This is a genomic window from Paenibacillus sp. ICGEB2008 (assembly GCF_000307675.1).
Lineage (GTDB): Bacteria > Bacillota > Bacilli > Paenibacillales > Paenibacillaceae > Paenibacillus > Paenibacillus polymyxa.
This window is the reverse complement of sequence record NZ_AMQU01000028.1, coordinates 14,712-32,536: the sequence shown is the minus strand read 5'-3', so window position 1 is coordinate 32,536 and position 17,825 is coordinate 14,712. Positions and strand designations below refer to the sequence as shown.

The window sequence follows — 17,825 nt, the reverse complement described above, 5'->3', positions numbered from 1 at the left end:
TATTGTGTATACTAGAATGTGTAAACTATCAAACTTGTACTGAAACAGAGATGGTTAAGAGACTGTCTGCAGGGCAGATTCATAAACCACGTAACAATGATATAGAAAGTAGAGTGAACACGTTGAACGAACATGAAAACGAAAAGGTTCCCTATATCGTATCAGGAAAAAGCTATACGGCCGTGGCTATTAATGCGGCATCCAAAGCCGGGGAATGGATTAAGAGCAGACTGGGCACTGTTGAACAATTGAATACCAAGCAATCTTCGACCGATCTAGTAACCGAGGTAGATAAAGGTGCAGAACAGATGATTCGCAGACTCATCCTCACCCATTTTCCCGATCATGCCATTTTGGGTGAAGAAGGGGTAGAGCCGGGAGCTGAAGCTTCAGCCCGAGCATTAGAGGCTGCCCGTGAAGAGGAATATTTATGGATCATTGATCCGGTAGACGGCACTACCAATTTCGTGCACAGTCTGCCGTACTACAGTGTGTCTATTGCCTTGGCTCATCGTGGCGAAGTGATTGTCGGGGTAATTTATGATCCGTCCCGTGATGAAATGTTCGTAGCGGAAAAGGGAAAAGGCGCATACGTCCACGGAAATCGCATGCAAGCATCGAAAGAAGAAACGCTGGGAGATAGTCTGGTGTGCATCGGCTTCCCGCCGGATCGTACGTATGCACAACCGTTGAATATGAAAATTACGCAGGTTCTTACACCTCAGGTACGGGGCATTCGGGCGCTCGGCTCGGCAGCCTTGCATTTGGCTTATGTGGCGTCGGGACGCTTGTCCGCTTATTGCGAAATCGGTTTGAATGCCTGGGATGTGGCCGCGGGTGCTTTGTTGGTACAGGAATCAGGAGGCACCATTACGAACACATTAGGCCAACCTTATGACCTGAGTGTACGGCATGTTGTAGCTACGAATACAGCTATTCATTCTCAACTTATTCAAGTGCTGAAAGAAGCGGACGCAACCGGGTTATAATACTACGTAACCATCATCCTGAAGGAGGAAATCGCGATGAGCCAATCCGAAGAATTGGAACGCCAGCTCAGTGAACTGCTGACGGAAGGCGAAATTCGTGAGAATGAGGCCAAAAAACGGGAACGACTCAGCCCCAAATATGAGGTGCGGGTTCAGACTCAAATGGACCCTATTGTCGAAGAGACGCGAAAATACCGGAGTATGGCACGTGAACTTGATGACCGATATGACGAATATATGAGCAAGGCGGACAAATCGAAAGCAAACGATCAACGCTAAGCAAACCCAAATACCTCTTGCCGAATGACCAAGGCATGGGGTATTTTGTATAATATAGAGTTTTCTCCATTTTGAGCTGGACCGTGCAGGATGAGCGAAGGAGGCGACATGTACTGATTACCTATTTTAAGAGCGCTTACAAAAATGCTGGAATCCATCATAAGATGGTACTGCTGATTACGGTGCTCATGCTGGTTAATTTTGCGGTTGTTGCAGTCATACTTAAATACGTATTTCATATTTATGATAATCAAATGTACAAAAAGACATCCGAGGTACTCAATATTTCTTCAATTGGCATTGAAAATGAACTGAAGGATGTTGAAAAGGTTACTTTTAAGGTAATAACGGACGAGCAGCTTCAGCGTTATTTGCTCCAGTTGGAAAAGGAAACGTCACCTTATGTCAAAATGGTACTGCGCAAAAAAATAACGAATAGGCTTATTGCCTTTGCCGGCTCTGAAACCTATGTCTATTCTATGATGGTAATCGACAAAGAGGGACAGGTGATGAGTGCGGGCAACCGCGAAGGTATCCCCCAAGAGCTTCGATCCACCCTGTCGGAGTTGGCAGACGAATATGACGGCTCCCATGCATGGTATGCGGCAGGCCATTCCTCCTTGCTGGCAGCACGGCAATTCAAATCTTTTACCGATTCCAATTTTACGCTGAACGGGCTTGGAACGCTTGCGATTCGTGTGCGAATTGACCGGATTGTAGCGGATCGTGTGCAGACCTCCGGCCGTGACGGACAGTTGATGATTACAGACGGAAGACGGATGATTTATCCCGAAACACCGCTTTTGAGTGAGAGCGATATTCAGGCAGAGCTTGGGAGGAAGCAGCCTTACGGGATCGCGACCTATACAGGCGGGACCTTTTTTGCTGCTCAAATCAAATCCTCTTATACGGGCTGGACGTATTTACATATGACTCCCTTTGATGATATGTTTCGCAGTATTACGATAATCAAAGAAATTGTAAGCGCAATTTTTGTCATTATGCTGCTTATAGCACTGGCACTGGGCGCTAGGTTATCGGGCAGCATTACCCAACCGATCGTTCAGTTGATCCAGAACATGCGTAAAATAGAAAAAGGAGATCTCGACCGTCTGGAAGAGGAAGCGCTTGGGGCGGTACCCCTTTCCACACAGGATGAGGTAGGCTTACTGCATCGGACGTATAAGAAGATGATCCGCCGTATCCGTGAGCTTATTAATGAGAATGTTGCCAAGCAGCTACTGCTGCGGGAAACAGAGCTAAAGGCGCTACAGGCACAGATAAATCCACATTTTCTATACAATACATTAGAGTCTGTGAACTGGCTCGCCAAGGCCAACAAGCAGGACCGGATTTCAGAAATGGTGGAAGCCCTTGCTTTTCTACTACGCAGCGCGGTCAGTTTTGAAGAACAGCTAATTCCGCTTCAAAAAGAACTGGATATCGTGAGAAGCTACGTAACGATCCAAAAAACACGTTTTGATGAACGTCTCGTTTTCCATCTCGATGTCCCGGAAGAATTGATGGACGCGCAAATTCCGAAGCTAACGCTTCAGCCCTTGGTGGAGAATGCGATTCATTATGCGCTGGAGCCGCGTATTGAACCGTGTCGGATCACAATTGTGGTCAGAGAAAACGAGGGGACGCTGTTCCTGAGGGTTGAAGATGACGGACCTGGAATGACCCCGGATTTCTTGGAAAAGCTGCGGAGCGGACAGATCACCACCCGTGGGCGGGGTATTGGACTTGCGAATATTCAAGAACGGATTAGCCTGACATTTGGTACACCTTGGGGGATAGAGCTGCATAGCGAGTCAGGAGCAGGAACGTCAATTCATGTCTGTATTCCATATGTGAAAGGGGATCAGGGTCGTGTACAAGGTGCTACTGGTTGATGATGAGCGTATGATTTTGGAAGGCATATCACAGGTGGTCGATTGGGGCAAGGCAGGAACAAGGCTGGTAGGTACGGCGCGTAATGGGATTGAGGCATACGATCAGATCCAGGCGAGTCCGCCTGATTTTGTGATCAGCGATATTTCTATGCCAGGACTGGACGGTATCGAACTCGTTGCCAAAACGACGGAGCATTTTCCAGACGTTCGGTTTATTCTGTTGTCAGGTTACAAAGATTTTGACTATGCCTGTCGGGCTATGCAATACGGGGTGAAGCACTACTTGCTGAAGCCCTGTAACGAGCGGCAAATTCATGAGGCTCTGACAGAGTTGGGACAGGAGCGAGAGGAACAGGAAGAACGCAAGCAGTTTGTGAACCGGATGAAGCTTGATTTTCAGCGTATGTTGCCGCATGTGAAGGAGCATTTTTTGAAGGAGTTTATTTCCTATAAAACTTACGGCAGCCGTGATATCGCTTTTTATGAGCGTTTGTTCGGTCTGGAGTTGCAAGATAAGCAGGTTCGAATGCTGCTGCTGCGGGTGGAGGAGTCCCACGAGCCGGAGCATTTGTTTGCTTTGCAAAATATAGCAGGGGATTTAATGGATCATGTCTTGCTCAGTACGACTATGCAAGGGCAGCTGCTAATTGTGCTGGAGAGTGGGGATGACACATCTCGATTTATGAAACAGATTGAAGCGGTACGTACGACATTTCACCGCTTTTATAAGCTGGAGGTGACCGTCGCAGTTAGCGAGTCGGATAGCATGCAGCATTCGCGGGGGATGTACCGGGAGACTTTGCATTGTATGAATCACCGCTTTTACACCGGAGAGGGAAGTCTCATTACGAAGGAGGATTTGGCGGCTGAGGACACCCGGGAGATGGCAGATTTGGAGCTGGACGAGGAGAAGTTCGGTCTGCTGATCAAGGCTGGAAATAGGGAGGAAGTTGCGCAGGAAGTGGATCGGCTGTTCGGCATCCTGTCCCGTATGAAGTTGGAAATCTCCGTAACCCGTTCCTATGTGCTACAGCTCTATGCTGCCATGATCCGTATATGTCCTGAAGAAGAGCGTGCGGCGTTCACGAGCCGAATGGTCGTGCTGGCAGAGCAAAAAACACTGGCATGTCTCAAATCTTTTGTACAGGAAGCTGCCGAACGAATGACCGCAATTTATTATAAAAGCAATGTATACCGCCAATCTTCCACGGTGGATAAAATGATCACAATTATTGAGCAAAACTATAGAAAATCCGATCTTTCACTGAACGGAGTGGCGGGGCAAATGCTCTATATGAATTCCGACTACTTAGGGAAAATTTTCAAAAAAGTGACGGGCGAAAACTTTTCGCACTACGTCAATCGTTACCGGATCGAACGTGCGGCTGAGCATATTCGGGAGACGGGAGACGTAAAGGTGTTTGAGCTGGCAGAATGGTTCGGCTTCGGCGGGAATGCGCAATATTTTAGCCAGGTGTTCAAAAAATGGGCAGGTATGACACCGTCCGAGTACATTAAATCATACGAACGGGGATGAGCTGCTGAGCCCCTCTGTTTTTTGAACCTTTGAAATCGGATTTGTGTATTCCAATGTTTCTCTGCATTTGGGAAAATAACAACAGGAGCAAATGTAAACGCTATCAAACTTGCGTAAGTACATTGTTACTTGTAATAAGGCTCCTTTCTAGAACAGCGAAAAGGGGAGAGATAGGTGGGCAAAAAGGGATGGTTTCTGATCATAGCGATGCTGCTCGTTTTGACGACGGCATGTAGTGGAGCAGACGGTGGAGGCAATTCGGGCACAAGTGCAGACGGGAAAGTAAAGTTGCGGATCGCTTGGTGGGGATCGGATACGCGCCACGAATATACGCAGAAGGTTATCGATTTGTATAAGCAAAAAAATCCGAATGTGACGATTGATGTGGAATATGCCTCTTTTGATGACTACTGGAAGAAGCTCGCCCCGCAGGCGGCAGCAAACCAACTGCCGGATATCGTACAGATGGACATTTCGTATATTAGCCAATATGCGAAGAACGGCCAACTGGAGGATATGGCGCCTTACTTGAATCAGAAAATCCAAGTCGCTGATGTGAACGAAAATGTACTCAAAACCGGGATCATTGCCGGAAAGCAATATGGTATTCCAACAGGTGTCAATGTGTTGGGCTTCCAATATGATCCGGCATTGCTCAAAAAAGCGGGCATAGACAAAATTCCTGACGACTGGACATGGGATCAATACAAAGAGCTGGCTTTGAAGGCAGCCTCTAATAAAGTTTACTTTGACAGCTCAATGGCTGCGGATATTTTCTTCCACTACTATTTGCGGACACATGGAAAATCTCTCTACAATACGGAAGGAACAGGATTGGGGTATGACGACGATAAGCTGTTTGTTGATTTTTTCGGCGGTTTAGCTGAGCTAATTAAAAAGGGAGCGACACCAACTCCTGAAGTCATGAACCAAACCAAGGGAATTCTTGAGGAATCGGATATCGTTAAAGGAACAGGCATCGGCATTTGGCAGTGGTCCAATCAATATGTGGGCTTACAACAGGTCGTTAATCGGCCAATGGCGCTTGCTCCGATGTTTGGACCGAATATGGAAAAAGGCGTGTATATGCAGCCTACAATGTACTGGGCTGTGGCTTCCCGTTCACAGGTGAAGGATGAGGCCGCAAAATTTATTGATTTCTGGATGAATGATGTAGAAGCGAATAAATTGATTAAAGGCGAACGCGGCGTACCGATTTCTGCCAAAATCAAAGAAGCTGTAGCGCCGGAGTTGAGCGAGGCAACGAAGCAGGTGTTTGAATTTGTGGCTTCCATGGAGCCAAAGGCTTCTCCAATGAGCCCGCCGCCGCCTGTTGGATCGCCGGAAGTGATTGCTACTCTGACCGATTATATTGAGCAAGTCAATTTCGGACAGATGACGCCTGAAGACGCAGCGGTCAAATTCCGGGCTGATGCGAATACCATCCTTGCGAATAACAAGCAGTAACAATGCAGGGTTGAAGGAACGTTTCGTTAGGTTAACCGTGCGTAGTGCAAAGCAATGATTGCGCACGGTTGATCCGACGAACCCATCGTAGAGGCAACCTTTGTAGATATCAAAACAAAATTCATATAACAACGATTAATATATATATTTAAATTTGCTAATTTTTAAAATGCAACAGAAGGGAGGCTTGATGAGCTTGCGAAATCATCAGAGCTTGAAAGCCAATATGACCGGATATGCGTTTATCAGCCCGTTTATTGTGGGCTTTCTGGCATTTACATTAATTCCAATGTTTATTTCGCTGTATCTATCCTTTACCAGCTACAATCTGTTCACCCCGCCCAAATGGATTGGTCTGGGTAACTTCGAAAAAATGTTTACAGGCGATCCGAAATACTGGAATTCGATCAGGGTTACGTTTACGTATGTACTGGTCGGTGTACCGTTGCGACTGATTTTCGCGTTGTTTGTGGCGATGATTTTGAATACCAAGTCACGCATGGTGGGCACCTATCGGACGATGTACTATCTGCCTTCTATTATCGGGGGGAGCGTTGCAGTATCCATCATGTGGCGCAATATTTTCAGTAATGAGGGCATTGTTAACAGCTTGCTTTCGGCCTTGGGGGCAACCCCGGTGAAATGGTTTGGTGATCCGAATGCTTCGCTAATGATGCTAATCACCTTGTCTGTATGGCAATTTGGTTCATCCATGCTTATTTTTCTGGCAGGACTGAAAAACATTCCGCATGAAATGTACGAGGCATCCAGTGTAGATGGTGCTACGCCAGTACGGAAATTTTTCAGTATTACGCTGCCACTGCTGAGTCCGATTATTTTATTTAACTTGATAATGCAGACAATCAGTGCTTTTATGACCTTCGTCCCGGCCTATGTTATCTCCAAGGGTGAGGGCGGCCCAATGGATGGAACGATGCTGCATTCACTGTATCTGTTCCGGCAGGCGTTTATGTTCAGCAATATGGGATATGCGGCGGCTATGGCTTGGGTCATGCTTATTATGATTGCGATACTGACTGCGATTTTATTTATAACATCCAAATTTTGGGTATTTTATGAAGCGGAAAAGGGGCGCTGATACCAATGGCATGGAAAACGTTCAAATGGCCAATTTATCACATTCTGGTTGCTGCACTAGCGCTCCTAATGCTGTATCCCGTGTTTTGGATGCTGTTCAGCTCATTTAAAGAAAGTCGGACGATATTCGTCACAGCCTCCTCACTTTTCCCTACAGAATGGATTTGGCAAAACTATGTAACAGGCTGGAAAGGCACGACGGGTTATAACTTCGGCACATATATTCTAAATTCGCTTACGATCGTAGTGATTTCCACGATTGGCGCTGTGCTTTCCTCCTCATTGATCGCATTTGGCTTCGCACGCTTAAAATTCAAAGGGCGTAACTTGTGGTTTGCTCTGATGATGGTGACGCTGATGCTGCCAGGGGATGTAGTGCTGGTACCGCAATATATCATTTTCACCAAGCTTGGATGGATCAATACAATCTTACCGTTGGTAGTACCATCCTTTTTCGGGATGCCGTTCTTCATCTTTCTGATGGTGCAGTTTATACGCACGATTCCAGCAGAGTTGGATGAAGCGGCGACGATTGATGGATGCGGCAAGTTCCGGTTGTATTTTCGGATTATTTTACCCTTGCTCAAATCCTCGCTGGCTACGGCGGCCATCTTCTCTTTCTACTGGAAGTGGGAGGATCTATTAGGTCCGGTATTGTATCTGAACTCTCCAGAGAAATATACCGTATCGATTGCACTCAAAATGTTTCTCGATAGCGAGTCAGCCTCCAATTGGGGAGGAATGTTCGCGATGTCCATCTTAAGCCTGCTGCCTGTTATCGCTGTATTCTTCGCTTTCCAAAAGCAAATTGTAGAAGGAATGAGCACGAGTGGCCTGAAGGGTTAAGACCGAGGAGTGAGTAAAATGTGGAAGTTTGACTTTGGTCCGGGGGAGCCTGCGGATGGCTACAAGGCAGTGTCCCCGGATTGCATATATACAGCTGAACAGGGCTATGGCTTCGAGACTACAGAGCATGTGTACGGGCGACAAAGGCAGAATCCAGCCAAGGATGCACGCACACGGCTGCGAAACAGCTTTTGTATTCCACTGAACGCTTCGTTTATTGCAGATGTGCCAGACGGGCTGTATCTCGTCACTATACTGGTCGGCGATCCACTGGCGGAAACGCTCACGCGATTCCAGGCTGGCGAGGGCAAGCATATGCTGCCCCCGGTACACACGCTGCCGGGCCAGTTCACGGAAGCGATGTTTACGGTGCCTGTCCGAGGCGGCAGACTGCGCCTCACCGTATCTGGCACTGCGCCACGGCTCAATGCTCTGGAAATTGCACCCGCACTGCAGAGTCTTCGGCTATTCCTAGCCGGAGACTCTACGGTTACGGATCAAGGGCTGACCGGCTATCCTTATACAGGCTGGGGTCAGGCTTTGCCAGCCCTGTTCAAGCATGATGTCTGCGTGGATAATCACGCTGTATCGGGACGAAGCTCCAAAAGCTTCGTGGACGAGGGACGTCTGGACGCTATTTTGGGAGAAATGAAGACAGGAGACTTCCTGTTCATCCAGTTCGGTCATAATGATCAGAAGCCTGATCCGAAGCGGGCCACGGAGCCTTTTACGACCTACAAGGAGCATTTGCGCCTATATACCGACGGAGCTAGAAGCAAGGGCGGAACCCCGTTGCTGATTACGCCTGTACATCGTCGCTATTTTAACGAGGATGGTACGCTGTCCGATACACATGGCGACTATATAACGGCGGTTCGCGAGTTGGCGGAAGAAGCGAACGTGCCGCTCATTGATTTGTCTGCCCGCACGCAGGAGTTATATGAAGAGCTGGGCCCTGAAGAAAGCAAGGAGCTTTTTATGTGGCTGCTGCCTGGGGAATACATGAACTTTTCCGGCGGCCTGGAGGATAATACGCATTTTCATGAGAATGGTGCGATCCGGATTGCAAATATGGTGACGGCGGCTGTGAAGGAACTGGATTTGCAACCGCTGCGCATGTACTTACGTTGACGGATGACCTTTTTTGGAACAGGTGGCAAGGAGGGCAACTAACGTGAAGCTTACCAAAGGAGGAGACGTAGCAATGCCCGCATTGAGTTTTGATGAGGAACAGATTAAACAGGTGATTGGCCGGGTGGAGTAGCCTTTTATGGAGTATGCGAGGCCTATGAAGCAACAGGCAATGAAAAGTATTTGACCAAGCTGAAAGAATGGGTTGACGAGAATATCGAGGATGGACTTCCGCCTCTGTCGGTAAACGGCGTTTCTATTGGACATTGTTTGTTGGCACTACATCAGGCTACAGGTGAGCAAAAATACCTGGATATCGCCATCGAGATGGCAGAATTTTTGACGAAAAAAGCTGAGCGGTTTGCCGATGGCATTTTCCAGCACACCGTGAATTCACTACATGATGTATTTCCGCAGCAAGCATGGGTGGATACGATGTTTATGGCCGGTTATTATCTGCTGCGGATCGGGCATTTGCTGGGCAACAAGACATATTGGGAGGATGGAATCCGGCAATATCACGGGCATGAAGAATTTTTGCAGGACCCGGATACGAATTTGTATTATCACGGCTGGGATCATGCGAACCAAAGCCGCATGTCGGGAATATACTGGGCGCGCGGCAATTCATGGGCAGCCCTCACGATGGCCAAGGCGCTGAAATGTGTGGAGGTGCAGCATCCATCCTATATGATCATTGACGGCTCGCTGCGTGACCAACTCAATGCACTAGTGCGGCTGCAATCCCCAGAAGGACTATGGCATACAGTGCTGAATGATGATACCTCTTATCTGGAAACCTCCGGCTCTGCAGGGATTGCGACTGCTTTGCTTATGCAGGGCCGATTGTTTAACAAATACACGCAAAAGGCGATCGACGGCATCCTTTCCCGCATTAAAGAGGACGGCACAGTGACTGGCGTATCCGCTGGAACTGCTGTAATGAACGATATAGATGGCTATCGCAACGTACCCTACAAACGCATTCAGGGATGGGGCCAGGGATTGACGCTTGCTTTTCTGGCTCAACTGCTGCGTACCAAAGAGAATCCGTACGGGTAAAAAAGGCTTTAGAGGTGTGAAGGTATTCATAGGTGAAAGGAGGCTAATGGCATGGGAGAACCTGAACAGTCTCAGGAAAAGGCGGCTAACCAGCCGCGAGGAAGTTTATTCTGGGTCATCCCCGATGGATATATTCCACCGGAAAGCCGGGGAGAGCTGCTCAGTCATGAGAGTATATGTGTGCTGAACTGTGGAAACCGTGCGGCAAAGCTGAGCATAGACATTTATTTTGAAGACCGTGAGCCGTTGGAGGGAATGATCGAGGTGGTGGAAGGAAGACGAACCCGCCATATCCGAACAGCCTCGCTGGAAAAGTCCGGCGAACGGATTCCGCCAGGTATTCCTTACGCAATTACGGTCACTAGCGATGTGCCTATCATTGTACAATATAGTAGACTGGACACGACACAGCCGGAGCTGGCGTTAATGAGTGTCATGGCGTATCCGGTCTAGTCCACGAAAACGATGAAGTTAAAAACTCCAGGCTGGAATGACCCAGCTTGGAGTTTTCTTTTTTTGAAGGCAAATTAGCACCTGTCTGCTTTTAGCCCATTATTGTGATTTAGCCGAAGTTGTTTTGATCGGCGTAAAGCTTTTTCTTCCTCCGAAATTGGTGCCCACCACACCGATAATGATCACCACAGCACCAATAATGTGATAGTAGGCAAGCTGTTCCTTCAAAATATAAGCACCCGCTAACATGGAAATAAGGGTGGATAAATTACCAATCACACTCATTTTGGAGGCTTCGATCCACTTCAAGGCAAAGCTGGACAACAGCGAGGTGACGAGGGTAGATAGTATGCCCAGATAAGCCAGTGCCATCCAATAATCAGGCTTTACCAGCGGCGCAGTATAAGCGCTCATAGAACCGTCTATGGCATGATACCCCAAGGCCGCCAAGTTAAAAACAATACATCCCAAAATGGAGGTAACGTAGGTCAGTTCCATCGGATTGTACTTTTGTGTTAATGGACGAGCCAGTACGTTATAGCCAGATAGGCATATAGCAGAGAGCACGAGCAGAAAAATACCGCCAAAGCTATTGGAAGCTAACGGTGCTCCGCTTTTCATCACAAATATAAAAACGACACCAAAGACAGATAGCAGTAAGGATATCTTTTGAAGCACTGTTGTGCGCTCTTTAAGAAAATAGGAGGCTAGCAGAAGCGTAAAGATCGGAACGGTAGCTTGAATAATTCCACCCTCCGATGAAGAAGTACTCATCAGTCCGAACGCTTGCAAGGGGAAAAACAGTAAAGGTGAAAGCAGCGCCAATGGTAAAATGCGCAGCATATCACGCAACTTGATATTGATTTTGATCCAACCAAGCAGTACTGGAATGGTCAGAGCGATCAATGACAACGCAAAGCGGTGGGCGATCACATCCAGCGGGCTTGCCTCTGTCACCGTCAATTTTACAAATAAAAATGAAAAGCCGAGTATAGCTGCATAGCTGAGAGCTGCCAGATAGGCGACCCCATTTCCGGAACGACTGTGCATAATAAACCCCCGTAATCATGATCTCAACTTGTGGTTCTCTCAATATAACCGGATAGCATAACCAGATACAATTCATAAAATCTGCAACTGTACGGGTACAGTTGTGAAATGAAAAAGAGCCAGAACGCAGTCCCAGAGGTCGGATACCCGTCCCTAAGATTACTTCCAGCTCTCATCCTATTCATATTTTATCGCTTACTGCTCTGCTTATTTACCTTGTGACATCGCACGGAACGAATCGTCCGCCGCTTCCAGCGTGGCATCCACATCTTCGTCCGTATGCGCTGTTGTGAGGAACCAGGCTTCGAACTTGGACGGAGCCAGATGAATACCGCGATCCAGCATGTGGCGGAAGAAGGATGCGAACGCTTCGCTATCCGTATCCTGCGCCTGCGCGTAATTCGTGATCGGATGATCACAGAAATGCGTCGAGAACGCTCCACGAATGCGGTTGATCGTCAATGGCACGCCGTAACGATCAGCGGAAGACTGAATACCGTCCGTCAGTCTCACAGCCAGACGTTCCATCTCTTCATACACGCCTTCCCCTTGAAGAACTTCAAGGCAGGCGATGCCTGACGAGATCGAAGCCGGGTTGCCCGCCATTGTACCTGCCTGATAGGCTGGGCCGAGTGGGGCAACCTGCTCCATGATCTGCTTGCTGCCGCCGTATGCACCAATCGGCAGACCGCCGCCCATAATTTTGCCCAGTGCGGTCAAATCCGGCTGAATCGCATCATGGTTGTCCAGACCTGCATACGTTTGGGTTGAGCCGTAGTGGAAGCGGAAGGCGGTAATGACCTCGTCATAAATGACGAGGGAGCCATTCGCCCGCGCCATCGAGCACAGCCCTTCCAGATAACCCGGCTGCGGCATCACCATGCCGAAATTACCGACAATCGGCTCTACCATGACTGCCGCAACATCGTCGCTCCAGCGCTCCAAAGCTTGGCGCAACGCGTCAAGGTCATTGAATGGCACAGTAATGACCTCGCTCGCAATGTTGGTTGTAATGCCTGCGCTGTCAGGTATGCCCAGTGTGGAAGGGCCGGAGCCTGCGGCTACAAGTACCAAATCCGAGTGACCGTGGTAGCAGCCGGCAAATTTGATGATCTTGTTCCGCCCAGTATAGGCCCGTGCCACACGAATCGTCGTCATGACCGCTTCTGTGCCGGAATTCACAAACCGGACCTTATCCATAGAAGGAATGGCCTCTTTTAGCATCTTGGCCAGTTTGATTTCCAATGCCGTCGAGGTTCCATACAATACGCCATTCGCAGCCGCTTCGCTGATGGCCTTGGTAATATGGGGGTGAGCATGTCCGGTAATAATAGGGCCGTAGGCCGCCAAATAGTCGATATACTTATTGCCATCCTCGTCCCAGAAATGAGCACCTTGGGCGCGTTTCATAAATACTGGAGCGCCGCCGCCTACAGCTTTAAAGGAGCGTGAAGGGCTGTTAACGCCCCCGACAATATGCTCCAGGGCTTCTTTATATAGTGCTTCGGAGTTATCCCGTTTCATCATCAAAACTTCCTTTCCGTTCATTAAAATAGGGTATACACACGCCAAAGGGCAGCGTTCACGGCTGCCCCTGCATACATCATTATAGCTCTTTTTGTCCTGTCTTTGTTGTTGATTGTGTGGAAGCATCCTCATTACTGGTTTTACTGCCCCCTGTAAAGGAGGCTTTATCCGTCTTGGAAGACGATGCACTATCTGGCTGTTTCGTTTCGTTCTGATCCTTATTTTGTTCCTGTGTTTGTGTGGGAGGATTATTAAATATATCCTGCACATATGATTTCAGTTCTTCGGGATCGCGGACGGTAAGAACTGCCGCGCCGCCCACATTTTCTTCTCCAAGCAGCTTCATCGGTGGAACCTGTTCGCTGCCTGCAAAGCTGCTTTGGTACCCTACATTCGCCAGCTTCCACATATCGTTAACACTGAGATTTGTATCAATGTACGGGTTAACCTGCTCTAAAATGCTTGGCAGATTAGCAATGGAAGTCGTGGTCTGCATTTTCTGGGCTACGGCCTCCAAAAATGCCCGTTGCCGTCCGGAACGGGAGAAGTCGGACATGGCATCATGGCGGAACCGCACATATTGAAGCGCCGTGTTGCCGTCCAGATGCTGCATACCCTTTTTCAAATCAATATCGTATTCATGCTTATCCGCATTACTTGTATAATGCATATCCTTTTCCACTTCAAAATCAATGCCGCCTACAGCGTCCACCAGTTTGATAAAGCCTTGGAAATCCGTATACACATAATATTGCACTGGGATGCCCAATAGATCGCCAGCCGTCTTCATGGCCGTATTGGGGCCATGAGTAATGGCAGTATTGATTCGATTTTTTCCGTAGCCGGGAATATCCACGTACGTATCACGCAAAATAGAGAACAAGTGGATTTTTTTCTTCACGGGGTCCAGTGATACGACCATCATGCTGTCCGATCGGGGGACTTCCCCTTTCTGGATGCCACGGCCATCGACACCCATCAGCAAAATGTTGACCATATCGGTACCTTCCCACTTGGGCGGTTCTGGCGTACGAACCTGATCGACCTGCTTTACATTTTTGAAGGGGGAGTTAGCACCCTCTTTATGCAGATTATCCAGCTGATTATAAATGGATGTAAAATAGTACACGGCAAAGCCGACAATCGCGACGATTACCACGGCTAGAACCGACCATATCGTCCTTTTGGTTCTGCTTGTCATGGATGCTCTCCCTTTCGCTTTTCAGTTCATTACATTATAATTTCTTTTTGGAGCACAATCAATTTAACTATGGATTTTACAAATCCTGATTGAGAGGTATAGCATGCTAGCAATTGATGTGCAGGATCTGCGCAAAACATTTAAGGTTCAAAAAAACCGCGAGGGCTTAAAAGGTGCCTTCCTTGATTTATTCGCCCGCGAATACAACGAGGTGGCTGCGGTCAAAGATATATCCTTCCGTATTCCGCAAGGGGAAATATGCGGTTATATTGGTGAGAACGGTGCCGGAAAGTCCACCACGATTAAGATGTTGACAGGTATTCTCGTGCCGACATCGGGACATCTCAAGGTGGGAGGATATGTCCCTTATGAGGATCGCGAGAAATTTGTAGGTAACATTGGCGTTGTTTTCGGTCAGCGCAGCCAGCTTTGGTGGGACATCGGTGTGATCGAGTCTTTTCAACTGCTGCGCAAAGTATATCAGGTTCCGGCCACAGACTTCAAACGTAGGCTGGATGAGCTGGTAGAGAGGCTGCAATTGCAGGATCTGCTAAGTCGCCCGGTACGCAAGCTTAGCCTTGGACAACGGATGCGTTGTGAGTTGGTAGCTGCTTTGCTGCACAATCCGTCCATTGTTTTTCTAGACGAGCCGACCATTGGACTTGATATTATGGTGAAGTCCGAAATTCGCGAGTTTTTGAAGGACATGAACCGTGAACACGGGACCACTATTTTGCTGACAACCCATGATTTGCAGGATATTGAAGCGCTGTGCTCGCGCGTCATTATGTTGGATGATGGGAATATCATTTATGATGGTGGACTGGATGATCTCAAGGATCGTTGGGGGACAGGAAGGGAAGTACGGTTTCAATTTGGTACGACGACACAGCTGGAGCAATTGCAGGCATGGACAGCCGATATGCCGCTGACGTGGACCATGGATAACGATTTGGCTGCCAAGGTGTGGATTCCTCTTCATATTAATGTATCGGATGTACTAGCTAACGTAGTTGGTCGCACGGACATTACGGATATCAAAATCATTGAAACCAACACGGATGATATCGTCCGCAGTATCTATCAGTCTGGCTCGGCAGAACGCCAGGGCAATCCGATAGTGGAGGCCAAAGTTCATGCTTAGCGTATATACCGATTTTATTCGTATTCGATTTCTCACCATGCTTGCTTATCGTGTGAACTATTATTCAGGCATACTTATTTATTCCATGAATATCGGCGTGTATTATTTCACATACAAAGCGATATATGGCGATGCGGGTAGTATTGGAGGCTTTACTGCTGCTCAGATGACAACCTATGTAGCCGTTTCGTGGATGGCACGAGCCTTTTATTTTAACAATCTGGATCGCGAAATATCGACGGATATTCGGGATGGAAGCATTGCTATTCAGATGATCCGACCTTATAACTATGTACTTGTTAAGTTTATGCAGGGGCTCGGCGAGGGGATGTTTCGCTTCCTCTTGTTTATGATTCCGGGCATGGCGATTGCGATGCTGCTGTTTCCCGTGAAGCTTCCTAGTGACCCGGTAGCCTGGATTGGTTTTCTGGTCATGCTGTTTTTCAGCTTTCTGATTAATACTCAGATTAATATTATTACAGGATTGACGGCCTTTTTTATTGAAAATAATGAGGGCATGATGCGCATGAAGCGCGTAGTCGTAGACCTGTTCTCGGGGTTGATCTTGCCAATCAGTTTGTTTCCGGGCTGGCTGGCGACAGTTTCCCAATGGATGCCGTTTCAGGCAATTACTTATTTGCCGGGCTCTGTATTTACGGGACGTGTAAAAGGCGTTGGCATATGGAATGTGCTGGGTATCCAAATCATTTGGCTGGTCGTTCTGCTCGTGCCGATGATCATCATTTGGCGGCTGGCGCGCAGACGTCTGTTCGTGCAGGGAGGGTAAGCCGATGATGTACTATTTGGGTCTCATTAGCGAATATTTGAAAAATTACATGAAATCACGGCTCACCTATCGTGCCGATTTTTGGGTAGAAGTCATTTCGGATCTGCTCTTTCAGGCCACGAATCTTATTTTTATTTTAGTTATTTTTATGCATACGAACAGCTTGGGTGGCTGGAGTGAAAGCGAAGTTGTGTTCGTTTACGGATTTTTTATGGTTCCTTATGGACTGTTCAGTTGTTTCGTTAACCTTTGGAACTTTAGCGAGCGTTATATTGTAAAAGGTGAACTCGACCGGGTAATGACCCGTCCTGCGTATAATCTGTTCCAGATTTTCCTTGAAAATGTGGACCCGCCCGCGCTGGTCGGCTCAGTGATCGGCCTGATTATTATGGGGATCAGCGGCGCACAGATGGATTTGGCTATGGAGTGGTGGTTCGTACCGGCGCTGATCGTTTTGAGTCTAAGTGCCGTGGCGATCTATACGGGTATATACACCATATTGACTTCTCTTTCATTCTTTTCGGATGCGCCCACAGGAATTATTCCGCTCATGTACAATATTCAGGGCTACGGACGTTATCCGGTAACGATCTATAACCGTGCCATTCAGGTTGTGCTGACTTGGATACTCCCTTTTGCTTTTGTCGGTGTATACCCGGCTTCCCTGTTCCTTCAACGAGAGGACATGCGCCATATGGCGCTCTTAACTCCTGTGATGGGAATTGTTTTTCTGACATTGGGCTTACTGGCTTGGAACTGGGGGATTCGGCGTTACCGGGGGGCTGGCTCATAGGGTGGATGATATAAGAACCCCTACAAGATAGGAGATGATAAGATGTCCACGACATTGACCGTTATTGGACAAGCTGCACCAGACTTTGAATTGCCTGGTAGTGAGGGCAAGAGTGTCAAGCTGTCGGATTATCGCGGCAGTAGAGTATTGTTGTATTTTTATCCCAAGGACTTAACCTCTAGCTGCTCGACCCAGGCTTGTGATTTTCGGGATAAACATGTGGAGTTTGAAGGTTTGAACACCGTGATTCTGGGCATAAGCCCCGATCCACTTAAGCAGCATGACAAGTTTATTGCCAAGTACGGTCTACCTTTTCAGTTGTTATCTGATGAAGAGCATCAGGTGGCTGAGATATATGGTGTATGGCAGCAAAAACAAATGTACGGCAAGCAGTACATGGGCATTGTTCGCTCTACGTTCCTTATTGATGAGAATGGCATTTTAGTTCATGAATGGCGCGGTTTAAGAGTAAAAGGACATATTGATGCTGCGCTGGCTTACATTCAGGACATGGCATAAGTTATGAAAAACCTTTTGGAATCGCGTTATGCTTTTTAAGCGTCGGT

16 protein-coding genes and 1 pseudogene are annotated in these 17,825 nt (G+C 47.8%); 14 read left to right on the top strand and 3 right to left on the bottom strand.

Annotated features, from left to right (window positions below):
* Positions 1-122: 122 nt before the first annotated feature.
* The 10 genes and pseudogenes from C400_RS0123450 to C400_RS0123400 all read left to right on the top strand — a co-directional run bounded on the left by C400_RS0123450 (position 123) and on the right by C400_RS0123400 (position 10,757).
* Positions 123-989 (top strand): inositol monophosphatase family protein, encoded by an 867-nt coding sequence (locus tag C400_RS0123450; protein ID WP_017428433.1) that lies wholly within the window; start codon positions 123-125, stop codon positions 987-989.
* A 36-nt stretch (positions 990-1,025) separates the two neighbouring features.
* Positions 1,026-1,268 (top strand): hypothetical protein, encoded by a 243-nt coding sequence (locus C400_RS0123445; RefSeq protein ID WP_013369430.1) that lies wholly within the window; start codon positions 1,026-1,028, stop codon positions 1,266-1,268.
* A gap of 164 nt (positions 1,269-1,432) precedes the next feature.
* Positions 1,433-3,163: a sensor histidine kinase gene (locus C400_RS0123440; protein ID WP_231124988.1), complete on the top strand. Its 1,731-nt coding sequence runs from the start codon at positions 1,433-1,435 to the stop codon at positions 3,161-3,163.
* The gene (locus C400_RS0123435) at positions 3,141-4,700 is read left to right on the top strand and encodes a response regulator transcription factor (protein WP_017428431.1); all 1,560 of its coding nucleotides are present in this window, start codon (positions 3,141-3,143) and stop codon (positions 4,698-4,700) included. The genes C400_RS0123440 and C400_RS0123435 overlap by 23 nt, the downstream gene beginning before the upstream one ends.
* Positions 4,701-4,874: 174 nt before the next feature.
* Positions 4,875-6,167 carry an ABC transporter substrate-binding protein gene (locus C400_RS0123430; RefSeq protein ID WP_013369433.1) on the top strand — a complete coding sequence of 431 codons (1,293 nt, stop codon included), beginning with the start codon at positions 4,875-4,877 and terminating at the stop codon, positions 6,165-6,167.
* A 190-nt stretch (positions 6,168-6,357) separates the two neighbouring features.
* Entirely contained in the window at positions 6,358-7,266 is a 909-nt protein-coding gene (locus tag C400_RS0123425; protein WP_017428430.1) for a carbohydrate ABC transporter permease, read from the top strand.
* 5 nt (positions 7,267-7,271) lie between these two features.
* Positions 7,272-8,111 (top strand): carbohydrate ABC transporter permease, encoded by an 840-nt coding sequence (locus C400_RS0123420; RefSeq protein ID WP_013369435.1) that lies wholly within the window; start codon positions 7,272-7,274, stop codon positions 8,109-8,111.
* Between the two features lie 18 nt (positions 8,112-8,129).
* Positions 8,130-9,242: a rhamnogalacturonan acetylesterase gene (locus C400_RS0123415; protein ID WP_017428429.1), complete on the top strand. Its 1,113-nt coding sequence runs from the start codon at positions 8,130-8,132 to the stop codon at positions 9,240-9,242.
* Between the two features lie 73 nt (positions 9,243-9,315).
* Positions 9,316-10,304 (top strand): annotated as a pseudogene (locus C400_RS0123405) (glycoside hydrolase family 88/105 protein).
* Positions 10,305-10,355: 51 nt separating this feature from the next.
* Entirely contained in the window at positions 10,356-10,757 is a 402-nt protein-coding gene (locus C400_RS0123400; protein ID WP_017428426.1) for a sensory rhodopsin transducer, read from the top strand.
* Between the two features lie 99 nt (positions 10,758-10,856).
* Here the strand turns inward: C400_RS0123400 and C400_RS0123395 are convergent, their stop codons facing one another.
* From C400_RS0123395 to C400_RS0123385, 3 genes are all read right to left on the bottom strand, one after another.
* Positions 10,857-11,807, bottom strand: coding sequence for a DMT family transporter (locus tag C400_RS0123395; protein ID WP_017428425.1), 951 nt, complete (start codon positions 11,805-11,807; stop codon positions 10,857-10,859).
* Between the two features lie 207 nt (positions 11,808-12,014).
* Complete coding sequence (locus C400_RS0123390) at positions 12,015-13,331, bottom strand: glutamate-1-semialdehyde 2,1-aminomutase (RefSeq protein WP_017428424.1); 1,317 nt, start codon at positions 13,329-13,331, stop codon at positions 12,015-12,017.
* Between the two features lie 82 nt (positions 13,332-13,413).
* Complete coding sequence (locus tag C400_RS0123385; RefSeq protein WP_013369441.1) at positions 13,414-14,535, bottom strand: LCP family protein; 1,122 nt, start codon at positions 14,533-14,535, stop codon at positions 13,414-13,416.
* A gap of 103 nt (positions 14,536-14,638) precedes the next feature.
* On the opposite strand from C400_RS0123385, the gene C400_RS0123380 reads away from it, so the two are divergent.
* The 4 genes from C400_RS0123380 to bcp are packed head-to-tail and all read left to right on the top strand — an operon-like array spanning position 14,639 to position 17,778.
* On the top strand, positions 14,639-15,679 hold the full coding sequence (locus C400_RS0123380) for an ABC transporter ATP-binding protein (RefSeq protein WP_013369442.1): 1,041 nt from the start codon (positions 14,639-14,641) through the stop codon (positions 15,677-15,679).
* Complete coding sequence (locus tag C400_RS0123375) at positions 15,672-16,466, top strand: ABC transporter permease (RefSeq protein ID WP_013369443.1); 795 nt, start codon at positions 15,672-15,674, stop codon at positions 16,464-16,466. Before C400_RS0123380 ends, C400_RS0123375 begins: the two co-directional genes overlap by 8 nt.
* A 4-nt stretch (positions 16,467-16,470) precedes the next feature.
* Complete coding sequence (locus C400_RS0123370) at positions 16,471-17,259, top strand: ABC transporter permease (protein WP_013369444.1); 789 nt, start codon at positions 16,471-16,473, stop codon at positions 17,257-17,259.
* A 42-nt stretch (positions 17,260-17,301) separates the two neighbouring features.
* Positions 17,302-17,778: a thioredoxin-dependent thiol peroxidase gene (bcp, locus tag C400_RS0123365; protein WP_016819310.1), complete on the top strand. Its 477-nt coding sequence runs from the start codon at positions 17,302-17,304 to the stop codon at positions 17,776-17,778.
* The last annotated feature ends 47 nt before the right edge of the window (positions 17,779-17,825 follow it).